We start from the raw sequence: 16921 nt of genomic DNA on the forward strand, positions 1-16921 counted from the left end.
CCGGTGCGCTCGTCTAATCTGCCTAAGAGGGTCTTTGCCGCAGAAACAGAGCGTCGGGGGCTATGTGCGCTTGCTACCTGAACCGCGTCACCGTTCAGCCTGTTTGGTCCAGCACCTGCCATTGCGTCGGCGCGACAAACCCCGCGACCCAGCCCGGCACGTCTGCGGGCGGCATCGGCCGGGCAATGAAATAGCCTTGAGCAACTTCGCAGCCCAGGCGTAGCAGCAATTCACCGTGCTCGATACTTTCCAGCCCTTCGGCGATCACTTGCCGACCAAAGGCCCGAGCAAGGCCAATGACCGCCATGGTCAGGGCCAGATCATCACGATCATTAACGATGTCGCGCACGAACGACTTGTCGATCTTGATAGTTTGGGTTTGCAAACGCTTGAGGTAGCTCAGGGACGAGTAACCGGTGCCAAAGTCCCCCAGTGAAAATTGCACCCCCAGCGCCTGACAGGCCTGTAAACATTCACTGACATGTTGAATGTTCTCGATCGCCACCGACTCGACAATCTCCAGATCGAGCATCTGCGGAGCCACTTGGGCATGCCGGGCGAGCACGTGTTTGAGCCGGTCGACGAAATCAGCGCGCTGAAAATGTCGCGCCGCAATATTAATGCTGACCGGCCAGCCATGCCCCGCTTGCTGCCAATGGTGCAGTTGCGACAGGACCTGATCCATCACCCATTCACCAATATCGATGATCAGGTCCGTCTCCTCCACCAGGGGCAAAAACTCCCGGGCCGGTACCATGCCCTGCTGCGGATGCTCCCAACGTAACAACGCCTCGAGGCCGACAACCTCACCACGACGCATATTCACCTTGGGCTGGAAATGCACGCGAAACTCACCGGCAGCCAGCGCCTGGCGCACTCGCTCGACCGTCTGATGAGTAGCCTTGACCTCCTGATCCCGGGACACGTCGAACAAATGAAAGCGATTGCGACCGCTTTGTTTCGCGACGTACATGGCCTGATCGGCATGACGCAACAAAGTTTCGGCATCTTCATTGTCGTGAGGGAACAGGGTGACGCCGATACTGGCAAACACATTGATGCCCTTGCCATGCAGCGAGTACGGCGCCGAAATGGCGCCGAGCACCCGGTTTAACGCCGCACGCAGTTCCGGCAGATCACGCACGTAACGCAACACCAGCACAAACTCGTCACCGGCCAGCCGCGCCACCACATCTTCGCCGCGCACAATGGCGCGCAAACGCTTGGCCACCTCGACCAACAGCAGATCGCCACTGGCATGCCCGTAGCCATCGTTGACCGCTTTGAAGCCGTCGAGGTCGAGCATGCACACCGCCAGCGGGATGTTTTCGTTCCGGGAGAACTCCAGCGCCTGATCCAGCAAATCCGAGAGAAACGTGCGGTTCGGCAGCCCGGTCAGCACGTCATGCCCCACCCGCCATTGCAGTGAGTGCAGCAATTGGCGTTTTTCGCTGATGTCGAAACGAATCGAAAGATAACGATCAACTCGCCCAGTGGCGTCATCGAGCACCGGCACCATGGTGCTTTCGACCCAATACAGGCTGCCATCCTTGGCGCGATTACAAATCTCGCCTTTCCAGACGTTGCCCAAGGCGATGGTGCGCCACATAGCTGCGAAGAAATCAGCGGGGTGCAGACCCGAATTGAGGAGACGATGGTTCTGTCCGAGCAGTTCTTCGCGGCTATAGCCGGACACGGCACAGAATTGATCGTTGACGTGGGTGATCCGGCCGCTCAGATCGGTCTCGGAAAAAATCGCGGCGGCATCCACGGCCCTGCGGTATTTCTCATCCATGAGTCAGGCTCGCGGTGGTTAGCGTTGGTTAGCGGTGGTACCGCTCGACCAGTGCAGGATGCCCGGAAGAGATGTTTTTATAGGTAATGCGCAGCAACACGATATCACTCCATGAACAGCGATTGATGGCCTCCTGACAGCAGAGATCAACTAACCTTAAAGACCCCAAATACCCTTTTTGAGCGGCGATTCTACGAAACGCATCACATTTTGCAAAGCAAGGTGATGGATCATGCAGTTGTCTTATGCAAAAATCTATCGTTAAGTTCTTGATTCTAAATGGGAATTAAGCGATGCAAATTTCAAGTTTGGGTGCGGCCATTCGGCGCTACCGCAAGGTCGCCGGGCTTACTCAGGCTGAACTCGGCGAAAAAACCGGTTTTGATCCCAAAACCATCAGCCGCTTCGAAACCGGCACCTACACCCCCAGCGTGGAAGCCTTGTTCCTGCTTGCCGATGTGTTGGGCGTGAAGCTGAACGCCTTTTTCGCAGATTCAGGCGATGAAGATGAACAGCGGGCGTATCTGTTCGGTGTCATACATAAAGCCACCCCGAAGGATCTGGGAAAGCTGATTGCGGCGGTTGACCAGGCCTTGTCCAAGCCTTAGTGCCAGAAATGAAAAAGGAGGCCGAGTGTCGCATTCGACAACTCGGCCTCCTTTTATAGGTTCGTTCTGAAAAATCGGAAACGAAAAAACACCGCCCTGGACAAGATCCATGGCAGAGCAACAAGAACGTATTTTTAGACAGATAACGCGAGAGAGGACTCACGGTGCGTTATGGAGGCAACCCCACCAGCCACACCCCGGCACACAATGTTCCCGCTGTGGCTGCTCCCTTCCGGGTCTGACCAGGTTCACGGGTAATCGTTGCGGAGGGACCGATGGGGTCACCATAACGACGCTCACCTGACGGCGAACGGCGCCATTGTACCTATCTGAGACGAAGTTACAACCGTTCGGGCGGATTAAAAAATATGTGCTGCTTCAAGGACATGCGCAAGCCCTGAAAAGATCGCAGCCTGCGGCAGCTCCTACCCCTGCAACACTTCATCCGCCCGGCCGCCCTCCTGCTGGATCACCAGGTGGATGAAGTGCAGCTTGGCAATCACTGCTGGCGGCAGGACAAACGGATAGAAATCCGGCTGACCCATGCTGCGTGACAGCTCATTAAGCATGCCCGCCAGTTCGATCCACGCATTGACGAATGACAGGAACGCCGCGCCGCCGGGATGCTGCGGGTCGAAGAGAGTGCTGGCCGGGAATGGCTTGTAGTCGAAGTCCATTTCCCGCGCGCTCATGCCGAATCCCAACGCCGTATCCACCGCGTCCATCATGTGCAGGTAATGAGCCCAGGTTTCGGCCCAATCCTCCCAGGGATGCATGGTCGCGTAGGCGCTGACGTAATGTTGCTGCCAGTCGAACGGTGCGCCTTGCTGGTAATGCCGCTCGAGGGCCTCGGCGTAACTCGCGCGCTCGTCGCCGAACAGGCCGCGGTACGGTTCCAGCCAATGGCTGTTGGCGACCAGCCTATCCCAGTAATAATGCCCGACCTCGTGACGGAAATGCCCGAGCAGCGTGCGATAAGGTTCATGCATCTGCACCCGAATCTGCTCGCGATGGGCGTCGTCTGCTTCCTTGATATCGAGGGTGATCAGACCGTTGGCGTGACCGGTGGTCGGCGGCTTGCCTTCGAGGTCGACACCAATGAAGTCGAAAGCCAGGCCAGTCTCTTCGTCCACGGTTTTGGGAATCACCTGCAAACCAAGGCTGACCAACTGTGCGACCAGACGACGCTTGGCCGTTTCAACCTTGCGCCAGCGTTCGTGGTTTTCGACAATCGACAGGTCGGGGATGGTGTGGTTCAGGCTACAAGCGATGCATAACGCATCGTGGTCATTGGCGGGGAGCAGCCAATTGCACGCGGCCGGGGAATCGAGGTTGGCGCAGCGGCGAAAGACACCCGCTTCGGGATCGGTGTCGAGTAACCAGGTATCGGCCTGCAAGCCGGGCTGCAGCGACGACAAGCGACTCTGCTCCGGCTGATAACCCAACGCCGCCGAACAGGCCAGACACTGGCTGTTGCGAAAAAACAGCGACTGCCCGCAGCGGCACTGCCAGACCTTGCAGTTGCGCGAGCTTTCGCCAATGAAGGGCGCAGCGATGCGTGAACTGAGCTGTTCGAAGAAGCGGTACATGGCGATCTCTCCGTGAGGCTTGCCAAGACTAGAGCATTCCCGCGTGAAGATCGTTCCGCCACAGGTTCAGTGTCAGATCGAAATACCGTGATTCTTCAGAAACTCGACGAATGCCTCTTCATCGAGAACCTTCAATCCCAGCTCATTAGCCTTCGTCAACTTGGAACCTGCACCTGGCCCAGCGACCACACAATGGGTTTTGGCCGATACCGAGCCCGCCACCTTGGCACCAAGGCTTTCAAGTTTGTCCTTGGCGATGTCGCGGCTCATCAATTCGAGCGAACCGGTCAGCACCCAGGTCTGCCCGGCCAGCGGCAAGCCTTCGACGACTTTCTTTTCGCTCTGCCAGTGCATGCCGAAATCGCGCAGCTGTTTCTCGGCGGATTCAGCAACTTGACGATTTTGCGCAACCGCGAAGAACTCGCGAACCGAGTTCGCCTGCTTTTCCGGCAGTGCCTGGCGCATATCCAGCCAGTCGGCGCTGAAAACCCCTTCAAGCGAACCAAATTTGTCGGCCAATTTCTGCGCCCCACCCGGCCCAACCGAAGGGATGTGCAACTTGTCGAGGAAGCCACCCAACGTGGTGCTCGCGGCAAACTCGGCACCCAGCTCGCCCTGATCCTGAATCTGCATGCCGTGCTTGAGCAGATCCTTGATTACCTGCTGGTTATGCGCATCTTCAAAGAAGCTGTGAATCTCATGAGCCACTTCCAGGCCAACGTCCGGCAAGTACGTGAGCACTTGCGGCAACGCCTGCTGAACCCGCTCCAAAGCGCCGAGGGAACGCGCCAGCACCTTGGCCGTCTCTTCGCCGACATCAGGAATCCCGAGGGCATAGATGAAACGCGCCAGGCTCGGCTTCTTGCTGTCTTCGATGGCGCTGAGCAGGTTCTTGCTCGACAGCTCGGCAAAGCCTTCCAGGTCGACAATCTGCTCGAACGTCAGGGCGTACAGATCGGCCGGCGAATTCACCAGGCCTTCGTCCACCAGTTGCTCAACGCTCTTCTCGCCCAGGCCTTCGATGTCCATCGCGCGACGGGAGACGAAGTGAATGATCGCTTGCTTGAGCTGCGCACCGCAGGCCAAACGACCGACGCAGCGATACACCGCACCTTCGCTGACGGTCTCGCGCCCTTTGCTGCGCTTGACCAGTTGCGTGCGCTCGACATGGGAACCGCAGACCGGGCACTTCTCGGGAATCTGCACCGGCCGCGCGCTATCCGGGCGACGCTCGGTGACCACTTGCACCACTTGCGGAATCACGTCGCCGGCGCGGCGGATAATCACGGTGTCGCCGATCATCAAGCCAAGGCGCGCCACTTCGTCCATGTTGTGCAACGTCGCGTTGGCCACGGTGACGCCGGCCACCTTGACCGGTTTCAAGCGCGCTACGGGCGTCACCGCACCGGTGCGACCGACCTGGAATTCCACGTCGAGCAGTTCGGTGAGCTCTTCCATCGCCGGGAATTTGTGGGCAATTGCCCAGCGCGGTTCACGCGCGCGAAAACCCAGTTCACGCTGGGACGCGATGCTGTTGACCTTGAATACAACGCCGTCGATTTCATACGGCAGCGAATTGCGCCGCTCACCAATGTCACGGTAGTAATCCAGGCATTCATCGATACCCTGCGCCAGCTTCAGCTCATGACTGATCGGCATGCCCCAGGCTTTGAGTTGCTGCAAGTTGCCAATGTGCGTGTCGGCAATATCGGCCGAAATCTGACCGATGCCATAGCAGCAGAATTCCAGCGGGCGGTTGGCGGTAATCTTTGAATCCAGCTGCCGCAAGCTGCCGGCCGCCGCGTTGCGCGGATTGGCGAAGGTCTTGCCGCCGACTTCCAGTTGCGTGGCGTTAAGGCGCTCGAAACCGGCCTTGGACATGAACACTTCGCCGCGCACTTCCAAGGTCGCTGGCCAGCCAGCACCGTGCAGCTTGAGCGGAATGTTGCGCACGGTGCGTACGTTGACGCTGATATCTTCGCCAGTAGTGCCATCGCCGCGAGTGGCACCGCGCACCAGCACGCCGTCCTGATACAGCAGGCTGACCGCCAAGCCATCGAGCTTGGGTTCGCAGCTGTATTCCACCGCCGCACCGCTACTGAACAGATCACCGACCGGCAGGTCCAGCCCTTCGGTTACGCGACGATCGAATTCGCGCATGTCGGTTTCTTCGAAGGCGTTGCCGAGGCTGAGCATCGGCACTTCATGACGCACCTGAGTGAACGCCGACAGCGCCGCGCTGCCGACGCGCTGGGTCGGGGAGTCGCTGGTGATCAATTCGGGACTGGCCGCTTCGAGGGCCTTGAGCTCATTGAACAACCGATCGTATTCGGCGTCCGGAATGCTCGGCTCGTCCAGCACGTGGTAGCGATAGTTGTGCTGATCCAGCTCAGCGCGCAGCTCTAGAATGCGGTTTTTGGCGGCGGTCATGGGTGTTCTCTCATAAAGCAAAAGAGCAGCCGAGGCTGCTCTATCTCATCTAATCAAGATCAAAAGATCGCAGCCTGCGGCAGCTCCTACAGGGATCGCAAGCTTCTGTAGGAGCTGGCGAAGCCTGCGATCTTTTGACTTTAGCGCTTCTGGGTCAGGGCGCGACGTTCGAACTCAACGATGCGCTGACGGTAATGCTCAATCGTTTGGGCGGTCAGCACGCTGCGCTGATCGTCTTTGAGCTCACCGTTCAGCTCCTGGGACAGTTTGCGCGCTGCGGCCACCATCACGTCGAAGGCTTGCTTGGGATGACGCGGGCCTGGCAGACCGAGGAAGAAACTCACCGCCGGCGTGCTGAAGTGGTCGATGTCGTCCAGATCGAAGACGCCCGGCTTGACCGCATTGGCCATCGAGAACAGGACTTCGCCATTGCCGGCCATGCTTTCGTGACGGTGGAAGATGTCCATCTCGCCGAAACGCAGACCGCTTTCCAGAATGTTCTGCAACAGCGCCGGGCCTTTGAAGCCAGCGGCGTCGCGGCAGATCACGCTGATCACCAGCACTTCTTCGGCTTGCGGGTGTTCCTTTTCGCTGGTCGAACTTGACGCCTTGGTGTCATCCGGGAAATCGTCGTCACGGCTGCTGAAGCTCGGGCCGCCGTCCAGATCCAGGCTGAGGTTCATGTCGCCCTGGGAAGGCTCGCCGTGGCCACGCTTGCCGCGCTTGGAACCCGACTCACGCGATTCACGGGCAGGCATGCTCACCGACGGCAGATCGTGCTCGTCCAGTTGCGGTTCTTTATGGGCATCCAGCACGCGGGGCGGGCCCAACAGCTCGGCACCGGTTTCCTCGTCCGGCAGATTGGACAAACTCCGGTCAAGACGAAATTTCAGTTTTCCCTTGCCGCCGCGCATTCGGCGCCAGCCATCGAAAAGAATACCGGCAATGACAATAATGCCGATGACGATCAGCCACTCGCGCAGACCGATTTCCATGTAATCCCGTGCCTCTATAAAAAATGCTGAAAAATAAGGGGTTTACAACTCGCAAACCGCTTTAAAACGTGGCGCCAACTCTATGTTCTGACAGGCGTTTTGCCCACGTATACGAAAAATTGACATTAAACTAGCACGACCAAAGGCAACTTTACACCGTCTGTCACAATGGCTTGCGCGAATATGTCGATTGGCCAGCAGGTAGAGGTGGGTAAATAAGTCCTACAGACTAAAAATACTTGCCCTACAAGTACCCCTCACGCATCCACCATCGCCATCGCCTCCTCGACATCCACTGCCACCAGACGCGAGCATCCCGGTTCATGCATCGTCACCCCCATCAGTTGATCAGCCATTTCCATGGCGATCTTGTTGTGGGTGATATAGATGAACTGCACCGTCTCGGACATCTCTTTGACCAGCCGTGCGTAGCGTCCAACGTTAGCGTCATCCAGGGGTGCGTCAACTTCGTCGAGCATGCAGAACGGCGCCGGATTCAACTTGAAGATCGCAAAAACCAGGGCCAGTGCGGTCAGGGCTTTTTCGCCACCGGAGAGCAAATGGATGGTGCTGTTCTTCTTTCCGGGCGGCTGCGCCATGATCGTCACCCCTGTATCGAGTAGATCTTCGCCCGTCAGTTCCAAATACGCGCGGCCTCCACCGAAAACTTTTGGGAAAAGCGCCTGTAATCCGCCATTGATCTGATCAAAGGTATCTTTGAAGCGGTTACGGGTTTCCTTGTCGATCTTGCGAATCACGTTTTCTAGGGTGTCCAGTGCTTCCACCAGATCGGCGTTCTGTGCATCCAGATAACGTTTACGCTCGGATTGTTGCTGGTATTCGTCGATGGCCGCGAGGTTGATCGCGCCGAGACGCTGAATGCGTGCGGCAATGCGTTCGAGCTCCTCTTCGGCGTCCTTCTCGTTGGCCTCGGCCGTCAGCGTGGCGAGCACGCCGTGGAGGTCGTAGCCGTCCTCGAGCAATTGATCCTCGAGGGTCTTGCGGCGCACGGTCAGGGCTTGCCATTCCATGCGTTGCTGTTCGAGTTGGCCGCGGATCAATTGGGATTGCTGCTCGGCCTGATTGCGGCGTTTCTCGGCGTCGCGCAATTCGCGATCCGCATCTTCCAGAGCGATCTGCGCAGTCTTGAGTTCTTCGTCGACCGTCATGCGCTTGTCGAGCAGCTCTTCAAGTTTCAACCGCAGCTCTTCCAGCGGCGCCTCGCCCTCCTCCAGGTTGAGACTCAGCTGTTCGCGTTTTTCGGTCAGGCGCTCGGACTGCATTTCCAGACGTTCCAGCGCCTGACGCGTGGAATCGTGCTGGGCCTTTAGCGAGCCCAGGCGCACCGCCAGTTGATGCGCGTGATCCTTGTGCTGCCGAGCTTCCTGACGCACTCGATCAAGTCGCTCGCGCAAACTGTCGCGCTGAGCCAGCAGCAATTCGCGCTGCTCGGTGTCCAGCGCCATGCTGTCGAGGGCTTCCTGCAATTGCAGACGCGCTTCGCCGATGTTTTCGTGTTCAAGTGCGCGCTGCTCGCCCAGCTCGGTCAGCTCTTCGTCGAGACGGGTACGACGTAACTCAAGCTGTTCGGCCTTGGCTTTACCGGCGGACAACTGGGCTTTCAACTCACCTTGCTGACGCGCTTCGTCTTGCAGCAGACGACGCAAATGTTCGCGACCGTTTTCCTGCTGACGCTGTTGCGCCCTGAGATTTTGAAGTTGGGTTTCCAGGGTTTCGACCGTGGCTTCGCGCTCATCGCGCTCAAGGCCCAGGCGCTGGATTTCCTGACCACGAGCCAGCACACCGCTTTCCGCTTCGCTGGCCCGACGCACGCGCAAAAAGTGCCGACCGACCCAGTAACCATCGCGGCTGATCAGGCTCTCGCCGGCGGTCAATTGACTGCGCAGGGCCAAGGCCTGTTCAAGGCTGTCGACCGGTTTAACCTGCCCCAGCCACGGCGACAGATCGATCTGCGCTTCAACTTTATCGAGCAAGCTGCCGGGCACCCGCACGCCATCACTGGCCGGGCTGAGCAAGCGCAAATCACCTTGGGCAAAACCGGCCAGATCGAAATCGCCGAAGTCATCCACCAGCACTGCTTGCAGGTCGGCGCCGAGCACGGTTTCCACCGCCAGCTCCCAACCGGCTTCGACTTTCAGACCTTCGGCCAGACGCGGACGGTCCGCCAAATGTTGTTCGCGCAGCCATTCAGCAGTGCCGGTGCCCGGATCAAGCGCGGCTTGCTGCAAGGCTTCAAGGGAGGCGAGGCGACCGTTCAGACGCTGCAAATCACCCTGAGCCTGCTGCTGATTTTGCAGCGCCAATTGCAATTCCTGACGCAGTTGCTCAAGGCGTTCGACCTGGGCTTCTTCGCTGGCCTGCAGGTCTTCAAGCGTTGCCTCGGAAGCGGCCAGTTGCTCACTGAGCTCCATGATCGCCGCGTCTTCCGGGTCCGCCGACAGCAACGCGCGTTCCTCGCCAAGACGCTTCTGACGATCGGCCAGTCGCTCCATGCTGGTTTCCAGCTGCTGGATGCGCGACTGCTGGACTTCAGCCTGACGACGAGGCTCGGCAGCGGTGAGGTTGAACGTGTCCCACTGCTCCTGCCAGCCGTGCATGGTGGTTTCGGATTCTTCCAGCGCAGCGGCGGCTTCTTCGGCGGCGGCGCTGGTGACTTCCTGTTCCGGCGTGAGCATGTCCAGCTCTTCGCCCAAGGTCAGCAGCAAGGTGCGGTCGTGGCCCAAGTGAGACTCGGTTTCCAGTCGCGCGCGCTCGGCTTCTTTCAGGTCGTCCTGCAATTGGCGCAGGCGCTGCTGTCCGTGTTGGATGCTCTGCTCGACCCGGGCGATGTCGCCGCCAACCGAATAGAAGCGCCCCTGCACCAGATTGAAGCGCTCGGACAGGTCGTGGTGACCGTCACGCAAGCGTTCGATAGCCGCGTCGGCGTTGCGCTGCTCAGCCACCAACGCTTCGAAAGTGACTTCTTGAGTGCCGATGATCGCTTCGCGCTGACCGACCTGCTCGTTCAACGCCTGCCAGCGCAGGGCCGACAGTTGGGCCTTGAGCTGACGCTCCTCGCCCTTGTATTCCTGATACTTCTTGGCGGCCTCGGCCTGACGGTGCAAGCGTTCGAGCTGACGCTCGAGCTCTTCGCGCAGGTCGGTCAGACGGGCAAGGTTTTCGTGGGTGCGACGGATACGGTTTTCGGTCTCGCGCCGGCGTTCCTTGTACTTGGAGATGCCCGCCGCTTCTTCAATAAAGTTGCGCAAGTCTTCGGGTTTGGACTCGATCAGCTTGGAGATCATCCCCTGCTCGATGATCGAATAGCTGCGCGGGCCCAGGCCTGTACCGAGAAAGATGTCGGTGATATCGCGGCGACGGCATTTGGTGCCGTTGAGGTAGTAGGTGGTCTGGCTGTCGCGGGTCACTTTGCGGCGAATGGAGATTTCCGCATAGGCGGCGTATTCGCCGAGCAGGGTGCCGTCGGAATTATCGAACACCAGCTCGATGCTGGCCTGACTCACCGGTTTACGGCTGGTCGACCCATTGAAGATGACGTCGGTCATCGACTCGCCGCGCAGGTTCTTGGCCGAACTCTCGCCCATCACCCAGCGGACGGCGTCGATGATGTTCGACTTGCCGCAACCATTGGGCCCGACCACCGCCGCCATGTTACTGGGGAAGTTCACCGTGGTCGGGTCGACGAAGGATTTGAACCCCGCCAGCTTGATGCACTTTAGCCGCACGCTTAAGCGTCCGTCAGGGCAGAAACCACCAGATCGGAGCTGCGCTGGGCATACGCCGTCAGCACAATGCGGATCTGCTGAAAATCACGGGCCAGCACAGCGGTGAGCAAGCGTTCGAACAGTTCGAGGAACTCGCTCATCGAGGCCTTACGCTGTTCCAGGGCGAGGAAATACGCGCGGCTCATGGCCGGCTGCAGATTCTCGACGGTTTCCTGCAAGTACGGGTTGTTGGCGAACGGATACGCGGCGCGCATCACATTAAAGCTGTCGTCGACGAAGGTGCGGATGTCCTGACGCTCGTAGCTGGCGGTGAGGCGCTGCTGGATCTGCACGAACGGCGCCATGTCGGCCTGGACTTGCCAGCCGCTGGCCACTGCATTGCCCAGCAGAATGTAAAGCTCGCTCATCAGCGTGCACAGGCTCCGGACCTTGTGGACCGTGAGCTCAGTCACGTGGGCGCCGCGTCGCGGCAGAATCGCGATCAGGTGGCGGCGTTCGAGGATCAGCAAGGCCTCGCGGACCGAACCGCGGCTGACATTGAGGGCCAGCGTGACCTTCTGTTCCTGGATGCGCTCCCCGGGCTTCATTTCGCCACGAATGATGCGTTCGGCGAGGTAGTGAGCAATTTGCTCGGCGAGGCTGTCCGGCGCCTTGAACGTCATGGTTGTCCCTTCAAACTCTTCGATCTGCACAAGCGGCGCAGTGTACAGCACATAAAGGGTCATGGCGGAGTGCCCACTCGGCGGTTTTTGGCACGATTCAAGCAAAATGCAGGCTATCCCGTGAGGGTCAATAATGAAGGAACGAGTCGTTGATCGACAAAATGCTATTTCCTGACCTTTAAGTCAGAAAATCATTGACCGGAAAGTCAGACCTGATAAATTCGGTTCAAGTCGGTTAACAACAATAATGAGTCTGCGAGGCCTTCCGTGATCCAGTTTTTACTTAACCAGGAACTCCGTAGCGAGCACGCCCTGGACCCAAACCTGACCGTGCTCAATTATCTGCGCGACCATGTGGGCAAACCCGGCACCAAAGAAGGCTGCGCCAGCGGTGACTGCGGAGCGTGCACCGTGGTGGTCGGCGAGCTGCAAACGGAGGACGATGGCCGCGAACACATTCGCTATCGCAGCCTCAACTCGTGCCTGACGTTCGTTTCGTCACTGCACGGCAAACAACTGATCAGCGTCGAAGACCTCAAGCACCAGGGCCAACTGCACAGCGTGCAGAAAGCCATGGTCGAATGCCACGGCTCGCAATGCGGCTTCTGCACGCCAGGCTTTGTGATGTCGCTGTTCGCGCTGCAAAAGAACAGCGATCAACCGGATGCTCATAAAGCTCACGAAGCCCTGGCCGGCAACCTCTGCCGCTGCACCGGCTATCGGCCGATTCTGGCCGCCGCCGAACAATCCTGCTGCGGCAAGCAACCGGATCAGTTCGATGTTCGCGAAACCGACACCATCGCCCGCCTGAAAGCCATTGCACCTACCGACATCGGCGAACTCAACAGCGGCGACAAACGCTGCCTGGTGCCGCTGACCGTCGCCGATCTGGCTGACCTCTACGACGCGTATCCACAAGCTCGCCTGCTGGCTGGCGGTACGGATCTGGCGCTGGAAGTCACTCAGTTCCACCGCACCCTGCCGGTGATGATTTATGTGGGCAACGTCGCCGAGATGAAGCGCGTCGAACGCTTCGACGATCGCCTGGAAATCGGCGCCGCCACGGCCCTCTCCGATTGCTATGAGGCCTTGAAGGCCGAATACCCGGACTTCGGCGAATTGCTGCAGCGCTTCGCCTCTTTGCAGATCCGCAACCAGGGCACCCTCGGCGGCAACATCGGCAACGCTTCGCCGATCGGTGACTCCCCACCGCTGCTGATCGCACTCGGCGCACAGATTGTCCTGTGCAAAGGCGAAGTCCGCCGCACCATGGCCCTTGAAGATTACTTCATCGATTACCGGGTCACCGCGCGTCAGGAAAGCGAGTTCATCGAAAAGATCATCGTGCCGCGTGCCAGCGCCGAACAACTGTTCCGCGCCTACAAGGTGTCGAAACGCCTGGACGATGACATTTCCGCCGTCTGCGCCGCGTTCAACCTGCGCATCGACAATGGCGTGATCGCCGACGCCCGCGTCGCCTTCGGCGGCATGGCGGCAACGCCAAAACGCGCCAAGGCCTGCGAAGCTGTATTGCTCGGCGCCACTTGGAACAAAGACACCGTCGAACGCGCCTGCGCCGCATTGGCCGAAGATTTCACGCCGCTCTCGGACTTCCGCGCCAGCAAGGAATACCGCTTGCTCAGCGCGCAAAACCTGCTGCGTAAATACTTCATCGAACTGCAAACACCGCACATCGAGACTCGGGTGACCGCTTATGTCTAATCATCACGCCGTAGAGAAGACTCAAGCCGAACTGGCTGAACTGTTCGCCAAGGACCTGACCACCGGCGTCGGCCGCAGCGTCAAGCACGACAGCGCCGACAAGCATGTGTCCGGTGAAGCACAGTACATCGACGATCGTCTGGAATTCCCGAATCAGCTGCACGTTTACGCACGCCTGTCGGACCGCGCCCACGCGAAAATCATCAGCATCGACACCCGGCCTTGCTACGCCTTTGAAGGCGTGCGCATCGCCATCACCCACGAAGATGTGCCGGGCTTGAAAGACATCGGTCCATTGCTGCCGGGCGACCCGCTGCTGGCCATCGACGATGTGCAATTCGTCGGTCAACCAGTGCTCGCCGTCGCCGCGAAAGACCTGGAAACCGCACGCAAAGCCGCCATGGCCGCGATCATCGAATACGAGGATCTCGAACCCGTTCTGGACGTGGTCGAAGCCCTGCGCAAACGCCACTTTGTACTCGACAGCCACACCCATCAGCGCGGCGATTCGACCAATGCTTTGGCCACCGCCGAGCATCGCATCCAGGGCACGCTGCACATCGGCGGTCAGGAACACTTCTACCTCGAAACCCAGATCTCTTCGGTGATGCCGACTGAAGACGGCGGGATGATCGTTTATTGCTCGACGCAGAACCCCACCGAAGTGCAGAAGCTGGTGGCCGAGGTTTTGGACGTATCGATGAACAAAATCGTCGTCGACATGCGCCGCATGGGCGGTGGTTTCGGCGGCAAGGAGACCCAGGCCGCCAGCCCGGCGTGCCTGTGCGCGGTGATCGCGCACCTCACCGGCCAGCCGACAAAGATGCGCCTGCCGCGCGTCGAAGACATGCTGATGACCGGCAAGCGTCACCCGTTCTACGTCGAATACGACGTCGGGTTCGACAGCACCGGTCGGCTGCACGGAATCGCCCTGGAGCTGGCCGGTAACTGCGGTTGCTCGCCAGACTTGTCGGCGTCGATTGTTGACCGCGCAATGTTCCACGCCGACAACTCGTACTACCTGGGCGATGCGACCATCAACGGTCATCGCTGCAAGACCAACACCGCGTCGAACACCGCTTACCGAGGTTTCGGCGGCCCGCAGGGGATGGTTGCCATCGAAGAAGTGATGGACGCGATTGCCCGCCATCTGGCCCTTGATCCGCTGGCCGTGCGCAAGGCCAACTACTACGGCAAGACCGAGCGCAACGTCACCCATTACTACCAGACCGTCGAGCACAACATGCTCGAGGAAATGACCGCCGAACTCGAAGAAAGCAGCCAGTACGCCGAGCGCCGCGAAGCGATTCGTCGCTACAACGCCAACAGCCCGATCCTGAAAAAAGGCCTGGCGCTGACCCCGGTGAAATTCGGTATTTCCTTCACCGCCAGCTTCCTCAATCAGGCCGGCGCGCTGATCCACATCTACACCGACGGCAGCATCCACCTGAACCATGGCGGCACTGAAATGGGCCAGGGATTGAACACCAAGGTTGCGCAGGTTGTGGCCGAAGTGTTCCAGGTGGAAATGGACCGCGTACAGATCACCGCCACCAACACCGACAAGGTCCCGAACACCTCGCCGACCGCCGCTTCCAGCGGTGCCGACTTGAACGGTAAAGCCGCGCAGAACGCCGCTGAAATCATCAAGAAACGCCTGGTTGAATTTGCCGCGCGGCACTACAAGGTCAGCGAAGAAGACGTGGAATTCCACAACGGTCACGTGCGGGTTCGCGATCACATCCTGACCTTTGAATCGCTGATCCAGCAGGCGTATTTCGCTCAGGTTTCGCTGTCGAGCACCGGGTTCTACAAGACCCCGAAAATCTTCTACGACCGCAGCCAGGCTCGTGGTCGGCCGTTCTACTACTACGCCTTCGGTGCAGCCTGTTGCGAGGTGATCATCGACACCCTGACCGGCGAGTACAAGATGCTACGCACCGACATCCTCCACGACGTCGGCGACTCGCTGAACCCGGCGATCGACATCGGTCAGGTCGAGGGCGGTTTCATCCAGGGCATGGGTTGGCTGACCATGGAAGAACTGGTGTGGAACAACAAAGGCAAACTGATGACCAACGGCCCGGCCAGCTACAAGATCCCGGCGGTGGCGGACATGCCGCTGGACCTGCGCGTGAAGCTGGTGGAAAACCGTAAAAACCCGGAAGACACGGTGTTCCATTCCAAGGCCGTGGGTGAGCCGCCATTCATGCTTGGCATCGCGGCGTGGTGTGCGATCAAGGACGCAGTGGCGAGCCTTGGCGACTACAAGCATCAACCGAAAATCGACGCGCCGGCGACGCCGGAGCGGGTGTTGTGGGGCTGTGAGCAGATGCGCCAGTTGAAGGCGGCGAAAGCCGTGGAAGCCGAGGTTGAGTTGGCTTCGCTCTAGACCGCGGCGCGGCCTTCGCGGGCAAGTCGGATCGCCGCACCGCTCGCTCCTACAAAGGAACGCAATCCAATGTAGGAGCGAGGCTTGCCCGCGAAGAGGCCCGAACAGACAACAGAGATGTTGAGGTGAAACATGTACAACTGGATCGACGCCCTCGCCGACCTGCAAACCCGGGGTGAACCCTGCGTGTTGGTGACCATCATCGAAGAGCTCGGCTCAACGCCGCGCAATGCCGGTTCGAAGATGGTCATCAGCACCACCCAGGCCTTCGACACCATCGGTGGCGGGCATCTGGAATACAAGGCCATGCAGATCGGCCGGGAGATGCTTGCCAGCGGCAAGCAGGACACCCATCTGGAACGCTTCAGCCTCGGTGCCAGTCTGGGCCAGTGCTGCGGCGGCGTGACCGTGTTGCTGTTCGAGCCGATGGGCCAGGTCCAGGCGCAGATCGCCGTGTTCGGCGCCGGCCATGTCGGTCGGGCGCTGGTGCCGCTGCTCGCCAGCCTGCCCTGCCGGGTGCGCTGGATCGATTCGCGGGAAGCCGAGTTCCCTGAAGATATCCCCCACGGCGTACGCAAAATCGTCGCCGAGGAACCTGTGGATGAAATCGATGACCTGCCTGCCGGCAGCTATTGCATCGTCATGACCCACAACCATCAGCTCGACCTCGAACTCACCGCCGCGATCCTCAAACGCAACGACTTCGCCTACTTCGGCCTGATCGGTTCGAAGACCAAACGAGTGAAGTTCGAACACCGTTTGCGTGACCGTGGTTTCGACAGCGCCGTGCTGCAACGCATGCGCTGCCCGATGGGTATCGGCGAAGTCAAAGGCAAGTTGCCTGTGGAAATCGCCATCTCCATCGCCGGCGAAATCATCGCCACCTATAACGCCAATTTCGGCCAGCACACTGCCAGCGCCGGATCGATCGCCAAACTGCTGCCTGCTTCACGCCGCAGCCAAGCCTCGAACTGACAAACTG

Annotated in this window: 10 protein-coding genes and 1 other RNA gene; 4 read left to right on the forward strand and 7 right to left on the reverse strand. The window is 59.4% G+C overall.

Going from position 1 to position 16921, the window contains the following annotated elements; all coding sequences use genetic code 11:
• Positions 1–94: 94 nt before the first annotated feature.
• On the reverse strand, positions 95–1795 hold the full coding sequence (locus tag ACYZTU_RS19610) for a putative bifunctional diguanylate cyclase/phosphodiesterase (protein WP_461964819.1): 1701 nt from the start codon (positions 1793–1795) through the stop codon (positions 95–97).
• 293 nt (positions 1796–2088) lie between these two features.
• Here ACYZTU_RS19610 and ACYZTU_RS19615 point away from each other — a divergent pair, with 293 nt between their 5' ends.
• Positions 2089–2403 carry a helix-turn-helix domain-containing protein gene (locus tag ACYZTU_RS19615; RefSeq protein WP_461964820.1) on the forward strand — a complete coding sequence of 105 codons (315 nt, stop codon included), beginning with the start codon at positions 2089–2091 and terminating at the stop codon, positions 2401–2403.
• Between the two features lie 181 nt (positions 2404–2584).
• On the opposite strand, the gene ffs is transcribed toward ACYZTU_RS19615, so the two are convergent.
• From ffs to ACYZTU_RS19645, 6 genes are all read right to left on the reverse strand, one after another.
• Positions 2585–2681, reverse strand: an RNA gene (ffs, locus tag ACYZTU_RS19620) — signal recognition particle sRNA small type.
• Between the two features lie 147 nt (positions 2682–2828).
• A complete protein-coding gene (locus tag ACYZTU_RS19625) occupies positions 2829–3992 on the reverse strand; it encodes a zinc-binding metallopeptidase family protein (protein WP_461964822.1) in 1164 nt (387 codons plus the stop codon).
• A gap of 72 nt (positions 3993–4064) precedes the next feature.
• Positions 4065–6422, reverse strand: coding sequence for an NAD-dependent DNA ligase LigA (gene ligA / locus ACYZTU_RS19630; RefSeq protein WP_461964824.1), 2358 nt, complete (start codon positions 6420–6422; stop codon positions 4065–4067).
• A gap of 140 nt (positions 6423–6562) precedes the next feature.
• The gene (zipA, locus tag ACYZTU_RS19635; RefSeq protein ID WP_461964826.1) at positions 6563–7417 is read right to left on the reverse strand and encodes a cell division protein ZipA; all 855 of its coding nucleotides are present in this window, start codon (positions 7415–7417) and stop codon (positions 6563–6565) included.
• A 257-nt stretch (positions 7418–7674) separates the two neighbouring features.
• Positions 7675–11163 carry a chromosome segregation protein SMC gene (gene smc / locus ACYZTU_RS19640; RefSeq protein ID WP_461964828.1) on the reverse strand — a complete coding sequence of 1163 codons (3489 nt, stop codon included), beginning with the start codon at positions 11161–11163 and terminating at the stop codon, positions 7675–7677.
• A gap of 2 nt (positions 11164–11165) precedes the next feature.
• Positions 11166–11825 carry a GntR family transcriptional regulator gene (locus ACYZTU_RS19645; protein WP_461971108.1) on the reverse strand — a complete coding sequence of 220 codons (660 nt, stop codon included), beginning with the start codon at positions 11823–11825 and terminating at the stop codon, positions 11166–11168.
• Positions 11826–12092: 267 nt separating this feature from the next.
• Between ACYZTU_RS19645 and xdhA the strand changes: the two genes are divergently transcribed.
• The 3 genes from xdhA (at position 12093) to xdhC (ending at position 16914) form a co-directional block, all read left to right on the forward strand.
• On the forward strand, positions 12093–13547 hold the full coding sequence (gene xdhA / locus ACYZTU_RS19650; RefSeq protein ID WP_461964830.1) for a xanthine dehydrogenase small subunit: 1455 nt from the start codon (positions 12093–12095) through the stop codon (positions 13545–13547).
• The gene (gene xdhB / locus ACYZTU_RS19655; RefSeq protein WP_461964832.1) at positions 13540–15939 is read left to right on the forward strand and encodes a xanthine dehydrogenase molybdopterin binding subunit; all 2400 of its coding nucleotides are present in this window, start codon (positions 13540–13542) and stop codon (positions 15937–15939) included. The genes xdhA and xdhB overlap by 8 nt, the downstream gene beginning before the upstream one ends.
• 132 nt (positions 15940–16071) lie before the next feature.
• Entirely contained in the window at positions 16072–16914 is an 843-nt protein-coding gene (gene xdhC, locus ACYZTU_RS19660) for a xanthine dehydrogenase accessory protein XdhC (protein WP_461964834.1), read from the forward strand.
• The last annotated feature ends 7 nt before the right edge of the window (positions 16915–16921 follow it).

The organism is Pseudomonas sp. HLT2-19-2 (genome assembly GCF_054898005.1).